This is a genomic window from Pseudomonas sp. B22(2017), assembly GCF_002113105.1.
GTDB classification, from domain to species: domain Bacteria; phylum Pseudomonadota; class Gammaproteobacteria; order Pseudomonadales; family Pseudomonadaceae; genus Aquipseudomonas; species Aquipseudomonas asiatica.
This window is the reverse complement of sequence record NZ_NEJN01000004.1, coordinates 126,166-141,317: the sequence shown is the minus strand read 5'-3', so window position 1 is coordinate 141,317 and position 15,152 is coordinate 126,166. Positions and strand designations below refer to the sequence as shown.

Below are 15,152 nucleotides of genomic sequence, written 5' to 3'. Positions count from 1 at the left end.
GCGATGACGCCAATCGACGCCAAGCGCCCGCTGCAGCTCAATGATCAGGGCCAGCTGCGCCACTTCCTCTCGCTCGACGGTTTGCCCCGCGAACTGCTCACCGAGATCCTCGACACCGCCGACTCCTTCCTGGAAGTCGGTGCCCGGGCCGTGAAGAAAGTCCCGTTGCTGCGCGGCAAGACTGTGTGCAACGTGTTCTTCGAGAACTCCACCCGTACCCGTACCACGTTCGAACTGGCGGCCCAACGCCTGTCGGCAGACGTGATCAGCCTGAACGTGTCGACCTCCTCGACCAGCAAGGGCGAAACCCTGTTCGATACCCTGCGCAACCTCGAAGCCATGGCCGCCGACATGTTCGTGGTGCGTCACTCCGATTCCGGGGCCGCGCACTTCATCGCCGAGCACGTGTGCCCGGAAGTTGCCGTGATCAACGGCGGTGACGGCCGCCATGCGCACCCGACCCAGGGCATGCTCGACATGCTCACCATCCGCCGCCACAAGGGCAGCTTCGAGAACCTGTCGGTGGCCATCGTCGGCGACATCCTGCACTCGCGCGTGGCCCGCTCCGACATGCTGGCGCTCAAAGCGCTGGGCTGCCCGGACATCCGCGTGATCGGCCCGAAAACCCTGATCCCGATCGGTATCGAGCAGTACGGCGTGAAGGTCTACACGGACCTCGCCGAAGGCCTGAAGGACGTCGACGTGGTGATCATGCTGCGCCTGCAGCGTGAGCGCATGGCCGGCGGCCTGCTGCCCAGCGAAGGCGAGTTCTACCGCCTGTTCGGCCTGACCACCGCGCGCCTGGCCGGGGCCAAGCCCGACGCCATCGTCATGCACCCGGGCCCGATCAACCGTGGCGTGGAAATCGAGTCGGCGGTGGCCGACGGCAAGCACTCGGTGATCCTCAACCAGGTCACCTACGGCATCGCCGTGCGCATGGCCGTGCTGTCCATGGCCATGAGCGGGCAGAACGCGCAACGTCAATTCGACCAGGAGAACGCCCAGTGACCATCAGTATTCTCGGCGCCCGGGTCATCGACCCGAACAGCGGCCTGGACCAGGTCACCGACCTGCACCTGGACGGCGGCCGCATTGCCGCCATCGGTGCAGCCCCGGCTGGCTTCAGCGCCAGCCGCACGATCCAGGCTGATGGCCTGGTCGCCGCACCCGGCCTGGTCGACCTCGGCGTGTCCCTGCGCGAGCCGGGCTACAGCCGCAAAGGCAACATCGCCAGTGAAACCCGCGCCGCCGTCGCCGGCGGTGTCACCAGCCTGTGCTGCCCGCCGCAGACCAAGCCGGTGCTGGACACCTCGGCCGTGGCCGAGCTTATCCTTGACCGCGCCCGCGAGGCCGCCAACAGCAAGGTCTACCCGATCGGCGCCCTGACCAAGGGCCTGGAAGGCGAGCAACTGGCCGAGCTGGTGGCACTGCGCGACACCGGCTGCGTGGCCTTCGGCAATGGTCTGAAGGAAATCCCCAACAACCGTACCTTGGCCCGCGCCCTGGAATACGCCGCCACCTTCGACCTGACCGTGGTGTTCCACTCCCAGGACCGCGACTTGGCCCAGGGTGGCCTGGCCCACGAAGGTGCCATGGCCAGCTTCCTCGGCCTGCCGGGCATTCCGGAAACCGCCGAGACCGTGGCCCTGGCGCGCAACCTGCTGCTGGTGGAACAGACCGGCGTGCGTGCGCACTTCACCCAGATCACCAGCGCCCGTGGCGCGCGGCTGATCGAGCAGGCCCAACAGCTTGGCCTGCCGGTGACCGCCGATGTGGCGCTGTACCAACTGATCCTTACCGACGAGTCGCTGCGTGAGTTCTCCAGCCTGTACCACGTGCAGCCACCGCTGCGCACCGCCGCCGACCGTGACGGCCTGCGTGCGGCGGTGAAGTCGGGGGTGATCCAGGCGATTTCCAGCCACCACCAGCCGCACGAGCGCGACGCCAAGCTGGCCCCGTTCGGCGCCACCGAGCCGGGCATCAGCAGCGTCGAGCTGCTGCTGCCGCTGGCCATGACCCTGGTGCAGGACGGCCTGCTCGACCTGCCAACCTTGCTGGCCCGCCTGAGCAGCGGCCCGGCGGCGGCCCTGCGCCTGCCGGCCGGCGAGCTGAAAGTGGGTGGCGCGGCCGACCTGGTGCTGTTCGACCCGCAAGCCTCGACCTTGGCCGGCGAGCAGTGGTTCTCCCGCGGTGAGAACTGCCCGTTCATCGGCCACTGCCTGCCGGGTGCGGTGCGTTATACCTTGGTCGATGGGCATGTCTGCCACGAGGCCTGAGTAACCCTCACTGGCCTCATCGCCGGCAAGCCAGCTCCCACAGGAAATCACTGCCCTCAATGCCTGTGATATCCGTGTGGGAGCTGGCTTGCCGGCGATGAGGCCAGTACAAGGGAACACCTACCATTCATCCCCCACGGTTGAAATCCTTCCCCCCACCCCCATATGAGTCTGCATCAGGCACTTTCGCCCCGCTGCGTGGAGACTCTCCCCTTGACCACCATCGTTTCTGTCCGCCGTAACGGCAAAGTCGTCATGGGCGGCGACGGCCAGGTATCCCTCGGCAACACCGTGATGAAAGGCAACGCCAAGAAGGTGCGCCGCCTGTACCACGGCCAGGTCATCGCGGGCTTCGCCGGCGCCACCGCCGATGCGTTCACCCTTTTCGAGCGCTTTGAAGGCCAGCTTGAAAAACATCAGGGCCACCTGGTCCGCGCCGCCGTCGAGCTGGCCAAGGAATGGCGTACCGACCGCTCCCTGAGCCGCCTGGAAGCCATGCTGGCCGTGGCCAACAAGGACGCCTCCCTGATCATCACCGGCAACGGCGACGTGGTCGAACCCGAAGACGGCCTGATCGCCATGGGTTCCGGCGGCGCCTACGCCCAGGCCGCAGCCCGCGCCCTGCTGAACAAGACCGACCTCTCGGCCCGTGAAATCGCCGAGACCGCCCTGAACATCGCCGGCGACATCTGCGTGTTCACCAACCACAACCTGACCATCGAGGAGCAGGACCTGGCCGACTGATCAGCTGTTCTGGCGCCTCATCCCGGTGATGGGGTTTTTCCACGCTGATTCATTCCGCCCGAGGACCATTTTCATCATGTCCATGACCCCCCGCGAGATCGTCCACGAACTCAACCGCCACATCATCGGCCAGGACGACGCCAAGCGCGCCGTGGCCATCGCCCTGCGCAACCGCTGGCGGCGCATGCAGCTCCCCGCCGAGCTGCGCGCCGAAGTGACCCCGAAGAACATCCTGATGATCGGCCCTACCGGCGTCGGCAAGACCGAAATCGCCCGCCGCCTGGCCAAGCTGGCCAACGCGCCGTTCCTCAAGGTCGAAGCCACCAAGTTCACCGAAGTGGGCTACGTGGGCCGCGACGTCGAGTCGATCATCCGCGACCTGGCCGATGCCGCGCTGAAGATGCTGCGTGAGCAAGAGATCATCCGCGTGCGCCACCGCGCCGAAGACGCCGCCGAAGACCGCATCCTCGACGCCCTGCTGCCGCAAGCGCGGGTCAGCAGCTTCGCCGAAGAAGCCGCGCAGACCAGCACCGATTCCAACACCCGCCAGCTGTTCCGCAAACGCCTGCGCGAAGGCCAGCTGGACGACAAGGAAATCGAGATCGAAGTGGCCGATGCCGTGGGCGTCGAAATTGCCGCGCCGCCCGGCATGGAAGAAATGACCAACCAGCTGCAGAGCCTGTTCGCCAACATGGGCAAAGGCAAGCGCAAGGCGCGCAAGCTGAAGGTTAAAGAGGCGCTGAAGATGGTTCGCGATGAAGAAGCGAGCCGCCTGGTCAACGAGGAAGAACTCAAGGCCAAGGCCCTGGAAGCTGTCGAGCAGCACGGCATCGTGTTCATCGACGAAATCGACAAGGTTGCCAAGCGCGGCAATGTTGGCGGCGCCGACGTGTCCCGTGAAGGCGTGCAGCGCGACCTGCTGCCGCTGATCGAAGGCTGCACCGTCAACACCAAGCTGGGCATGGTCAAGACCGACCACATCCTGTTCATTGCCTCGGGTGCGTTCCACCTGAGCAAGCCGAGCGACCTGGTGCCCGAACTGCAAGGCCGCCTGCCGATCCGTGTGGAGCTCAAGGCCCTGACCCCGGAAGACTTCGAGCGCATCCTGCAGGAGCCGCACGCGTCGCTGACCGAACAGTACCAGGCCCTGCTCAAGACCGAAGGCCTGAATATCGAGTTCCTCGCCGACGGTATCAAGCGCCTGGCCGAGATTGCCTACCAGGTGAACGAGAAGACCGAGAACATCGGTGCCCGCCGCCTGCACACCCTGCTCGAGCGTTTGCTCGAAGAGGTGTCGTTCAGCGCTGGCGACCTGGCCAGCACCCATGACGAAGCGCCGATCCAGATCGACGCGGCGTATGTGAACAGCCACCTGGGTGAGCTGGCGCAGAACGAAGACCTGTCGCGTTACATCCTGTAAGACCGCAGGGGGCCGCCTTGCGGCCCATCGCGACGCAAGGCCGCTCCTACAAGGTAACGCGATCTCCTGTCGGAGCGGCCTTGTGTCGCGATGGGCTGCAAAGCAGCCCCTTGCACAATCCCCCGAATCTCCTGAAGCTGTGCACCATCAGCTCCCGAGAGATTCCGCCCATGGCCCGCCTGCCCACCGCCATCAACCTGCACAAAGCCTCGAAAACCCTCAGCCTCACCTACGCCCCCGGCGAGGTCTACCACCTGCCCGCCGAATTCCTGCGCGTGCACTCCCCCTCCGCCGAGGTTCAGGGCCACGGCAACCCCATCCTGCAGTTCGGCAAGATCAACGTCGGCCTCAGCGGGCTGGAACCTGCCGGGCAATACGCACTGAAACTGACCTTCGACGACGGCCATGACAGCGGCCTGTTCACCTGGGAATACCTCGAGCAGCTGTGCCTGCGCCAGGAACAGCTGTGGGCCGAGTACCTCGACGAACTGCACAAGGCCGGCAAATCCCGCGACCCCGCCGAGTCGGTGGTCAAACTCATGCTCTAGCGCAAGGCCTTCAGGATTTAGAGCGCATTTTCTAAATTCATTTGTTTGAATACCTTACAGACAGCCCAGTGACGGGCTGTCTTGCGCATTACATGAAAGTCGGGTAACCAATGGGGGGGTGGCAAGTTCCCTGCATCAAATTGCAGGTAGCCAGAACCCTCGCAGCACCGCTGTTCCTTATCACTGGTCACCCGAGTAGCAGTACCGGGCTCAGAACTGTGCACCCGCCACAGAAACCGGTACTCGTCTCAGGACAACGGAGCGTCGTAGATGAGTAACAAGAACAACGATGAGCTGCAGCGGCAGGCCTCGGAAAACACCCTGGGGCTGAACCCGGTCATCGGTATCCGTCGCAAGGACCTGTTGAGCTCGGCACGCACCGTGCTGCGCCAGGCCGTGCGCCAACCGCTGCACAGCGCCAAGCATGTGGCCCACTTTGGCCTGGAGCTGAAGAACGTGCTGCTGGGCAAGTCCAGCCTTGCCCCGGAAAGCGACGACCGTCGCTTCAATGACCCGGCATGGAGCAACAACCCACTTTACCGCCGCTACCTGCAAACCTATCTGGCCTGGCGCAAGGAGCTGCAGGACTGGATCGGCAGCAGTGACCTTTCGCCCCAAGACATCAGCCGTGGCCAGTTCGTCATCAACCTGATGACCGAAGCCATGGCGCCGACCAACACCCTGTCCAACCCGGCAGCGGTCAAACGCTTTTTCGAAACAGGCGGCAAGAGCCTGCTCGATGGCCTGTCCAACCTGGCCAAGGACCTGGTCAACAACGGCGGCATGCCCAGCCAGGTGAACATGGACGCCTTCGAGGTGGGCAAGAACCTGGGCACCAGTGAAGGCGCCGTGGTGTACCGCAACGATGTGCTGGAGCTGATCCAGTACAGCCCCATCACCGAGCAGGTGCATGCCCGCCCGCTACTGGTGGTGCCGCCGCAAATCAACAAGTTCTACGTATTCGACCTGAGCCCGGAAAAGAGCCTGGCGCGCTACTGCCTGCGCTCACAGCAGCAGACCTTCATCATCAGCTGGCGCAACCCGACCAAAGCCCAGCGCGAATGGGGCCTGTCCACCTATATCGATGCGCTCAAGGAGGCGGTCGACGCGGTGCTGGCGATAACCGGCAGCAAGGACTTGAACATGCTCGGTGCCTGCTCCGGCGGCATCACCTGCACGGCATTGGTCGGCCACTATGCCGCGCTCGGCGAGAACAAGGTCAATGCCCTGACCCTGCTGGTCAGCGTGCTGGACACCACCATGGACAACCAGGTCGCCCTGTTCGTCGACGAGCAGACCCTGGAGGCCGCCAAGCGCCACTCCTACCAGGCCGGCGTGCTCGAAGGCAGCGAGATGGCCAAGGTGTTCGCCTGGATGCGCCCCAACGACCTGATCTGGAACTACTGGGTCAACAACTACCTGCTCGGCAACGAGCCGCCGGTGTTCGACATCCTGTTCTGGAACAACGACACCACGCGCCTCCCGGCCGCCTTCCATGGCGACCTGATCGAGATGTTCAAGAGCAACCCGCTGACGCGCCCGGACGCCCTGGAAGTGTGCGGCACTCCGATCGATCTGAAACAGGTCAAATGCGACATCTACAGCCTCGCCGGCACCAATGACCATATTACCCCTTGGCAGTCGTGCTACCGCTCGGCGCACCTGTTCGGCGGCAAGATCGAATTCGTGCTGTCCAACAGCGGCCATATCCAGAGCATCCTCAACCCGCCAGGCAACCCCAAGGCGCGCTTCATGACCGGTGCCGATCGCCCGGGTGACCCGGTGGCCTGGCAAGAAAACGCTACCAAGCATGCGGACTCCTGGTGGCTGCACTGGCAAAGCTGGCTGGGCGAACGTGCCGGCGAGCTGAAAAAGGCACCGACCCGCCTGGGCAACCGTGCCTATGCCGCTGGCGAGGCATCCCCGGGCACCTACGTTCACGAGCGTTGAGCTGCAGCGCCGTGGCCCCCTGCGGGGCGCCACGGTGTTCATTTCACCCCATGAGTCACGCGCATGCCGCAACCCTATATCTTCAGGACCGTCGAGCTGGACAACCAGTCCATCCGCACCGCCGTCCGCCCGGGCAAGTCGCATCTGACGCCGCTGCTGATCTTCAACGGCATCGGCGCCAACCTGGAGCTGGTGTTTCCGTTCATCGAGGCGCTGGACCCGGACCTGGAAGTCATCGCCTTTGACGTGCCCGGGGTCGGCGGCTCGTCCACGCCGCGCCACCCTTACCGCTTCCCCGGGTTGGCCAAGCTGACGGCACGCATGCTCGACTACCTCGACTATGGCCAGGTCAATGTCATCGGTGTGTCCTGGGGCGGCGCCCTGGCCCAGCAGTTCGCCCACGACTACCCCGAGCGCTGCAAGAAGCTGGTGCTGGCCGCCACTGCCGCCGGTGCGGTGATGGTGCCGGGCAAGCCCAAGGTGCTGTGGATGATGGCCAGCCCGCGGCGCTACGTGCAGCCGTCGCATGTCATCCGCATTGCGCCGACGATCTATGGCGGCGGCTTCCGGCGTGACCCGGACCTGGCCATGCAGCACGCCGCCAAGGTGCGATCCGGCGGCAAGATGGGCTACTACTGGCAGTTGTTCGCCGGGCTTGGCTGGACCAGCATCCATTGGCTGCACAAGATCCAGCAGCCGACCCTGGTGCTGGCAGGCGACGACGACCCGTTGATCCCGCTGATAAACATGCGCCTGCTGGCCTGGCGAATTCCCAATGCCCAGCTACACATTATCGACGACGGCCATCTGTTCCTGATCACCCGAGCCGAGGCCGTCGCCCCGATCATCATGAAGTTCCTTCAGCAAGAGCGTCAGCGCGCTGTCATGCACCCTCGCCCGGTTTCGGGCGTGTAGGGGCGGGCTTGCCCGCGAAGCGGCGCCATGGTTAGAACGAGGGAGTGTTGCCATGAAAGACAAAACGGCCAAAGGAACGACAACGCTTCCCGCCACCAGCATGAACGTGCAGAACGCCATCCTCGGCCTGCGCGGCCGTGACCTGATTTCCACGCTGCGCAATGTCAGCCGCCAAAGCCTGCGTCATCCGCTGCACACCGCGCATCACCTGTTGGCCCTGGGTGGTCAGCTGGGCAGGGTGATGCTGGGTGACACACCGTTTCAGCCGAACCCGCGGGATCCGCGCTTCAGCGACCCGACATGGAGCCAGAACCCGTTCTACCGGCGCGGCCTGCAAGCCTACCTGGCCTGGCAGAAGCAGACCCGCCTGTGGATCGAGGAAAGCCACCTGGACGACGATGACCGGGCCCGTGCGCACTTCCTGTTCAACCTGATCAACGATGCACTGGCGCCGAGCAACTCGCTGCTCAACCCGCTGGCGGTCAAGGAACTGTTCAACAGCGGTGGCCAGAGCCTGGTACGCGGCGTGGCCCACCTGCTCGATGACCTGCGCCACAACGATGGCCTGCCACGCCAGGTCGACGAGCGCGCCTTCGAAGTGGGCGGCAACCTGGCTGCAACCGCCGGCGCCGTGGTGTTTCGCAACGAGCTGCTGGAGCTGATCCAGTACAAGCCGATGAGCGAAAAGCAGCACGCCCGGCCACTGCTGGTAGTGCCGCCACAGATCAACAAGTTCTACATCTTCGACCTCAGCTCGACCAACAGCTTCGTCCAGTACATGCTCAAGAATGGCCTGCAGGTGTTCATGGTGAGCTGGCGCAACCCCGACCCGCGCCACCGCGAATGGGGCCTGTCGAGCTACGTGCAGGCCCTGGAAGAAGCGCTCAACGCTTGCCGCAGCATCAGCGGCAACCGCGACCCCAACCTGATGGGGGCCTGCGCCGGCGGCCTGACCATGGCCGCGCTGCAGGGTCACCTGCAGGCCAAGCACCAGCTGCGTCGGGTGCGCAGCGCCACCTACCTGGTCAGCCTTCTGGACAGCAAGTTCGAAAGCCCCGCCAGCCTGTTCGCCGACGAGCAGACCATCGAAGCCGCCAAGCGCCGCTCCTACCAACGAGGCGTGCTGGATGGCGCCGAGGTGGCGCGGATCTTCGCCTGGATGCGGCCCAACGACCTGATCTGGAACTACTGGGTCAACAACTACCTGCTCGGCAAGACACCACCAGCTTTCGACATCCTGTACTGGAACGCCGACAGCACGCGCCTGCCCGCCGCGCTGCATGGCGACCTGCTGGACTTCTTCAAGCTCAACCCGCTGACTCACCCAGCCGGCCTGGAGGTATGCGGCACCCCCATCGACCTGCAGAAGGTCGATCTGGACAGTTTCACCGTGGCCGGCAGCAACGACCACATCACCCCGTGGGATGCGGTGTACCGCTCGGCCTTGCTGCTGGGCGGCGACCGTCGCTTCGTGCTGGCCAACAGCGGGCACATCCAGAGCATCATCAACCCGCCCGGTAACCCCAAGGCCTATTACCTGGCCAACCCCAAGCTGTCCAGCGACCCGCGTGCCTGGTTCCACGATGCCAAGCGCAGCGAAGGCAGCTGGTGGCCGTTGTGGCTGGAGTGGATCACCCCGCGCTCCGGCCCGCTCAAGGCACCGCGCAGCGAACTGGGCAATGCCACCTACCCACCGCTGGGCCCTGCGCCGGGCACCTACGTGCTGACCCGATGAGCATGCCGACTGGATGAAGACTCGCGACCGTATCCTCGAATGTGCCCTGCAGCTGTTCAACCAGCAGGGCGAACCGAACGTATCCACCCTGGAAATTGCCAACGAACTGGGCATCAGCCCCGGCAACCTCTACTACCACTTCCACGGCAAGGAGCCGTTGGTGCTGGGGCTGTTCGAGCGCTTTGAAGAAGCGCTGATGCCCTTGCTCGACCCGCCACTGGAGGTACGCCTGGATGCCGAGGATTACTGGCTGTTCCTGCACCTGATCGTCGAACGCATGGCGCAGTACCGCTTCCTGTTCCAGGACCTGTCGAACCTGACCGGGCGCCTGCCCAAACTGGCCCGCGGCATGCGCAGCCTGATCAACGCACTCAAGCGCACACTGGCGGCGTTGCTGGCCAGCCTCAAGGGCCAAGGGTTGGTAGAGAGCGAGACCCAGGCGCTGGGGCAACTGGTGGAGCAGATCACCCTGACACTGATGTTCTCGCTGGATTACCAGCGGGTACTGGGGCGCGAGGGGGATGTGGGGATTGTGGTGTACCAGGTGATGATGCTGGTGGCGCCGCATCTGCAGGCCCAGGCGCGGGGGGCGGCGGAGCAGTTGGCGGTGCGGTATCTGGAGGGGTAAGCCTGACTGGAATGTATTGCGGCAGCCGACGCATTCGCCGGTGAACCCGCTCCTACAGGTACGGTGCAGAGCTTACAAGCGGCGCAGTACCTGTGGGAGCGGGTTTACCCGCGAAGAAGGCGACGCGGTATCAGATCAGGGTACCGGTGCCTGTTTGTGCCGAAGGCGGGTTGCTGGCCGGAGCCGCGGTTGGTGCCGGAGCTGCGCTAGCGGCCGGAGCGGCGCTGGCCGCTGGAGCTGCCGGCTTGGCGGCCGCCGGTTTGGCCGGCGCTTTCTTCACTGCAGGCTTCTTCGCCACAGCCGGCTTGGCCGCTGCCGGTTTCGCCGCAGGCTTGGCCGCTGCAGTCTTGGCAGCAGGTTTCGCCGCAGCAGTCTTGGCCGCCGGCTTGGCCGCCGCAGTTTTCGCCGCAGGCTTGGCCGCTGCCGTCTTGGCCAGTGGCTTGGCCGCCGCCTTGCTCGCAGCCGGTTTGGCCGCAGCGCGCGACGAAATCGGGGTAACCGAAGCGCCGGTAAGTTTCTCGATCTGCTTGGTCAGGCTGTCCACCTGCTGGTGCAGGGCCTTGATCTCGTTGCGGCTCGGCACGCCAAGGCGCGAGATGGCGCTGTTCAGGCGCTTGTCGAAGGCCTCTTCGAGTTCGCTCCACTTGCCCAGCGCACGGTCCTTCACGCCCGACACACGCGAAGTGGTCGACGACTTGGCAGTTTCAGCAACATCTTCGGCGGTCTTCTTCGCCTGCTTCTCGGCCTTCTCGCCATCCTTCACCAGCGAGTCGAACAGCTTCGGGCCGTCCTGGTCGATCTTCGAATAGATACCAAGCCCCGCCAGCCAGATCTTGCGGGAGTACTTCTCGATCCCGCCGACCCAGGAGCTGCCTTCTTTCTCGGAATTCTTCTTGCCAGCCATCCTGCTCTCCTTATGGTTTGTGCGCGACGCGCTCGAGCAGCTCGTGCAGCTGTTCAAGCTTGATGGACAACGCCTCAACGTCATGTTTAGACGGAATGCCAAGGCGATTCAAGGCGCGACCTACCCGCGCGTCGAAAGCTTTTTCGATCTTGTCCAGTTGAACTTCGACCTTGCCGCGTACGCGACTGACTTCCTGGGTCGCTTCGTCGATCTGATTGTTGGCAGCATCGAGTTCCTTGTCGATGCGCTTCTTGCCACGCTTCTCGACGCCTTCGCCGGCCTTGACCAGCTCATTGAAGTAGTCGGAGCCTTCCTGGCCCACACGCGCATAGGCGCCGATGCCCGCCAGCCAGATCTTGCGCGCGTAGCCGCGCACCTCGCCCAGCGTGCCCGGGGCGTCGTCCTTTTTCTTCACAGTCACTTTGGCCATGCTCTGTACCTCATGCTCATGAGTGGAGGATAAACCGCCCATGGAGGTTGGGCTTGAGCACAAGGTAGAGAGGGAAATTAGAATCTTCACCCTAAGGTGAACGAGCATGGCCCCCGGAAGGGGTCAGGCCAGGGCTTTGTCCAGCGCCCGCTCGATCTCGCCCTTGATGGTGCCGCTCATCATCGACAGCATCATGCCCAGCTTCAATTCGACGCGGATGCGGTCATCGAAGATGTGCACGCTGCCGTTGGCACCGCTGCGCGCCACGTCGACCCTGTCGCCGTTCCAGGTGGCCTTGAGGTCATATTCGCGGGTCAGTTTGTCGACCAGCGCTTCAGCCTTGGCACGGGCGGCATCGCGGCCGAGGGAATGTTTGCGTTCGACGCTGATCTGGGTCATGCGGGTGTTCCTGAAGATGAAGACATAATGGGCATTATGCCCGCCCCTGCCCACTGGCACACCCCGCCAAGACAAATCTGCCCGTTCGCCCTAGAATGGCGGTAATTTTTTCCGGTGAAGCGATATGAACGACCAGCGCAAAGGCGACCACGCCGAACCCACCACCCATTTCGGTTACCAGGACGTCCCTGAAAGCCAGAAGGCGAAGAAAGTCGCCGAGGTGTTCCACTCGGTAGCGGCCAAGTACGACCTGATGAACGACGTGCTTTCCGGCGGCATGCACCGCCTGTGGAAGCGCTTCACCATCGAGCTGTCGGGCGTACGCGCCGGCAATCGTGTACTGGACATCGCCGGCGGTACCGGCGACCTGGCCGCCAAGTTCTCGCGGCTGGTCGGCCCGACCGGTCAGGTAGTGCTGGCCGACATCAACGAATCGATGCTCAAGGTCGGTCGTGACCGCCTGCTCGACCGTGGCGTGGCCGGCAACATCGAGTTCGTTCAGGCCGACGCCGAGAAGCTGCCATTCCCGGACAACCACTTCGACTGCGTGACCATCGCCTTCGGCCTGCGCAACGTCACCCACAAGGACGAAGCCATCCGCTCGATGCTGCGCGTGCTCAAGCCAGGCGGTCGCCTGCTGGTGCTGGAGTTCTCCAAGCCGACCAACAAGCTGATGTCCAAGGCCTACGACGCCTACTCGTTCGCCTTCATGCCGCTGGCCGGCAAGCTGATCACCAACGATTCGGAGAGCTACCGTTACCTCGCCGAGTCGATCCGCATGCACCCCGATCAGGAAACCCTGAAGGCCATGATGGTCGAGGCCGGTTTCGACCGGGTCACCTACCACAACATGACCAGCGGCATCGTTGCCGTGCATCGGGGGATCAAGCCCTGATGCTGCTGGCCGGGCTGCTCGCCAGCGCCGAACATGGCCTGAACCGCGTCCTGCGCATGGACAGCACGGCCCTGCCGCGGCTGGCCGCGCTGGAGGGCAAGGTCATCGAGATCGACTGCCGCCAGCCGGCCTTGCAGGTTTTCATCCTGCCCGATGAAGAGGGCCTGATGCTCGCCGCCCACTGGCAAGGTGAGGTCGACTGCAGCCTGCGCGCCCCGGCCGGCAGCCTGGCGCAACTGGCCCTGGCCAGGGACAAGACCGCCGTGCTGCACAGCCCGCAAGTCGAACTGCATGGCGACAGCGCCGTGTTGCTCGACCTGTTCGGTGTGCTGCAGGACCTGGAGCTGGACTGGGAACACGAACTGCAACGCTGGCTTGGCCCGGTCGCCACGGCGCTGCTGGCCGGCCACATCCGCCTGCGCGCACGCTGGACCCGCCAGGGCCTGGCGCGCTTCAGCCAGAACCTTTCCGAGTACCTGGCCGAAGAGTCCCGTACCCTGGTCGGCAAGCGCGAAGCCGAAGCCGCCTTCAGCGAGCTCGATACCCTGAAGCTCGATACAGAACGCCTCGAGGCGCGCCTCAAGCGCCTCTCCCGATCCCTTGATACCAGCGATAACGCATGAAGCTGCTCGCCGTCCGCCGTCTTTTTCGCATCCAGCGTGTGGTGATTCGCTACCGTCTCGATGACCTGCTGTTCGACCTGCCGCTGCCCTGGTGGCTGATGAGCCTGCGCCTGCTGATGCCGTGGCGCTGGCTGCCGCGCAAGCCGTCCGAGCTCAACCGAGGCGCGCGCCTGCGCCTGGCCCTGCAGGACCTGGGGCCGATCTTCATCAAGTTCGGCCAGTTGTTGTCCACCCGTCGTGATCTGCTGCCCAACGACATAGCCGATGAACTGATGCTGCTGCAGGACCGCGTGCCGCCGTTCGACCCCAAGCAGGCCGTGGCACTGATCGAGGCGCAGCTGGGCGCCCCGGTAACGCAACTGTTCAGCCGCTTCGACGTCGAACCACTGGCCTCGGCCTCGGTGGCCCAGGTGCATGCTGCGCGCCTGAAAAGTGGCGAGGAAGTGGTAGTCAAGGTGGTGCGCCCGGGCCTGAAGCCGGTGATCGCCCAGGACCTGGCCTGGCTGTTCCTGATCGCCAAGGCCGCCGAGCGCGCTTCGGCCGACGCCCGCCGCCTGCACCCGGTGGAAATCGTCGGCGACTACGAAAAAACCATCTACGACGAACTCGACCTGCTGCGCGAAGCGGCCAACGCCAGCCAGTTGCGGCGCAATTTCGAAGGTTCCGAGCTGATGTACGTGCCCCAGGTGTACTGGGACCTGTGCCGCCCCAAGGTGCTGGTGATGGAGCGCATCTACGGCGTGCCGGTGACCGACATGGCCACCTTGGCCGATCAGCGCACCGACATGAAGCTGCTGGCCGAACGAGGCGTGGAGGTATTCTTCACCCAGGTGTTCCGCGACAGCTTCTTCCATGCCGACATGCACCCGGGCAACATCTTCGTCAGCACTGTCAAACCATGGAGCCCGCAGTACATCGCCATCGACTGCGGCATCGTCGGCAGCCTGACCGCCGAGGACCAGGACTACCTGGCGCGCAACCTGATCGCTTTCTTCAAGCGTGACTACCGCCGCGTCGCCCAACTGCACATCGACTCGGGCTGGGTGCCGGCGCACACCAAGGTCAACGAGTTCGAAGCGGCGATCCGCACCGTGTGCGAACCGATCTTCGAAAAACCGTTAAAGGATATTTCCTTCGGCCAGGTGCTGATGCGCCTGTTCCAGACCGCCCGGCGCTTCAACATGGAAGTGCAGCCGCAGCTGGTATTGCTGCAGAAAACCCTGCTCAACATCGAGGGCCTGGGCCGCCAGTTGTACCCAGACCTGGACCTGTGGAGCACCGCCAAGCCATTCCTCGAGCGCTGGATGCGCGACCGCATGAGCCCCAAGGCCGTGCTCGGCAACATCCACAGCCAGGTCGAGCAACTGCCGCACCTGGCCGACATGGCCCGTGACCTGCTCGAGCGCCTGTCGCAACCGCACCTGCACGATCCGCAACTGCCGGAGCGGCGCCGCCAGGGCGACCGCTGGGCGCTGCGCCTGCTCGGCGCCGGCCTGCTCGGCGGGGGCGCGGTACTGGCCGCTGGTGCCGCCGCAGCCACCAGCCTGGCCGCCCCTGCCGCCTGGCCGGCCTGGCTGATGTTGGCCGCCGGCCTTTACCTGATCGTGCGCCAATAGCCAGCCGCGCCCATGGCTGGCACACTAGCGCAAAGGGCCCGGCACAGGAGCGGGCCCGCTTTGGAGTCG

At 64.6% G+C, this 15,152-nt stretch carries 15 protein-coding genes; 12 read left to right on the top strand and 3 right to left on the bottom strand.

The window, feature by feature from the left end; genetic code table 11:
- Positions 1-3 precede the first annotated feature (3 nt).
- The 9 genes from CAG18_RS11030 to CAG18_RS10990 all read left to right on the top strand — a co-directional run bounded on the left by CAG18_RS11030 (position 4) and on the right by CAG18_RS10990 (position 10,216).
- The gene (locus CAG18_RS11030; RefSeq protein ID WP_003257774.1) at positions 4-1,008 is read left to right on the top strand and encodes an aspartate carbamoyltransferase catalytic subunit; all 1,005 of its coding nucleotides are present in this window, start codon (positions 4-6) and stop codon (positions 1,006-1,008) included.
- Positions 1,005-2,276, top strand: a complete 1,272-nt coding sequence (locus tag CAG18_RS11025; protein ID WP_085720887.1) for a dihydroorotase — start codon at positions 1,005-1,007, stop codon at positions 2,274-2,276. Before CAG18_RS11030 ends, CAG18_RS11025 begins: the two co-directional genes overlap by 4 nt.
- Positions 2,277-2,489: 213 nt before the next feature.
- Complete coding sequence (gene hslV / locus CAG18_RS11020; protein ID WP_003249309.1) at positions 2,490-3,020, top strand: ATP-dependent protease subunit HslV; 531 nt, start codon at positions 2,490-2,492, stop codon at positions 3,018-3,020.
- Between the two features lie 76 nt (positions 3,021-3,096).
- Positions 3,097-4,440, top strand: coding sequence for an ATP-dependent protease ATPase subunit HslU (hslU, locus tag CAG18_RS11015; RefSeq protein WP_015272084.1), 1,344 nt, complete (start codon positions 3,097-3,099; stop codon positions 4,438-4,440).
- 170 nt (positions 4,441-4,610) lie between these two features.
- Positions 4,611-4,988, top strand: coding sequence for a gamma-butyrobetaine hydroxylase-like domain-containing protein (locus tag CAG18_RS11010; RefSeq protein ID WP_003249306.1), 378 nt, complete (start codon positions 4,611-4,613; stop codon positions 4,986-4,988).
- A 270-nt stretch (positions 4,989-5,258) separates the two neighbouring features.
- Entirely contained in the window at positions 5,259-6,938 is a 1,680-nt protein-coding gene (phaC, locus tag CAG18_RS11005) for a class II poly(R)-hydroxyalkanoic acid synthase (protein ID WP_015272085.1), read from the top strand.
- A gap of 63 nt (positions 6,939-7,001) precedes the next feature.
- On the top strand, positions 7,002-7,853 hold the full coding sequence (phaZ, locus tag CAG18_RS11000) for a poly(3-hydroxyalkanoate) depolymerase (RefSeq protein WP_015272086.1): 852 nt from the start codon (positions 7,002-7,004) through the stop codon (positions 7,851-7,853).
- A gap of 52 nt (positions 7,854-7,905) precedes the next feature.
- Positions 7,906-9,588: a class II poly(R)-hydroxyalkanoic acid synthase gene (gene phaC, locus CAG18_RS10995; RefSeq protein WP_054572181.1), complete on the top strand. Its 1,683-nt coding sequence runs from the start codon at positions 7,906-7,908 to the stop codon at positions 9,586-9,588.
- 13 nt (positions 9,589-9,601) lie between these two features.
- Complete coding sequence (locus CAG18_RS10990; RefSeq protein WP_025340913.1) at positions 9,602-10,216, top strand: TetR/AcrR family transcriptional regulator; 615 nt, start codon at positions 9,602-9,604, stop codon at positions 10,214-10,216.
- Positions 10,217-10,346: 130 nt separating this feature from the next.
- On the opposite strand, the gene CAG18_RS10985 is transcribed toward CAG18_RS10990, so the two are convergent.
- The 3 genes from CAG18_RS10985 to CAG18_RS10975 all read right to left on the bottom strand — a co-directional run bounded on the left by CAG18_RS10985 (position 10,347) and on the right by CAG18_RS10975 (position 11,949).
- Complete coding sequence (locus CAG18_RS10985; protein ID WP_085720886.1) at positions 10,347-11,120, bottom strand: phasin family protein; 774 nt, start codon at positions 11,118-11,120, stop codon at positions 10,347-10,349.
- Positions 11,121-11,130: 10 nt separating this feature from the next.
- The gene (locus CAG18_RS10980) at positions 11,131-11,550 is read right to left on the bottom strand and encodes a phasin family protein (RefSeq protein WP_023663112.1); all 420 of its coding nucleotides are present in this window, start codon (positions 11,548-11,550) and stop codon (positions 11,131-11,133) included.
- A 123-nt stretch (positions 11,551-11,673) separates the two neighbouring features.
- Positions 11,674-11,949 carry a polyhydroxyalkanoic acid system family protein gene (locus CAG18_RS10975; RefSeq protein ID WP_015272091.1) on the bottom strand — a complete coding sequence of 92 codons (276 nt, stop codon included), beginning with the start codon at positions 11,947-11,949 and terminating at the stop codon, positions 11,674-11,676.
- Positions 11,950-12,073: 124 nt separating this feature from the next.
- Between CAG18_RS10975 and ubiE the strand changes: the two genes are divergently transcribed.
- Genes ubiE through ubiB form a run of 3 tightly spaced genes read left to right on the top strand, consistent with a single transcriptional unit; the run spans position 12,074 to position 15,083 of the window.
- Positions 12,074-12,844, top strand: coding sequence for a bifunctional demethylmenaquinone methyltransferase/2-methoxy-6-polyprenyl-1,4-benzoquinol methylase UbiE (gene ubiE, locus CAG18_RS10970; RefSeq protein ID WP_013974541.1), 771 nt, complete (start codon positions 12,074-12,076; stop codon positions 12,842-12,844).
- Complete coding sequence (locus CAG18_RS10965) at positions 12,844-13,467, top strand: SCP2 domain-containing protein (protein ID WP_003259850.1); 624 nt, start codon at positions 12,844-12,846, stop codon at positions 13,465-13,467. Before ubiE ends, CAG18_RS10965 begins: the two co-directional genes overlap by 1 nt.
- Positions 13,464-15,083: a ubiquinone biosynthesis regulatory protein kinase UbiB gene (ubiB, locus tag CAG18_RS10960; protein ID WP_015272092.1), complete on the top strand. Its 1,620-nt coding sequence runs from the start codon at positions 13,464-13,466 to the stop codon at positions 15,081-15,083. The genes CAG18_RS10965 and ubiB overlap by 4 nt, the downstream gene beginning before the upstream one ends.
- Positions 15,084-15,152 lie beyond the last annotated feature (69 nt).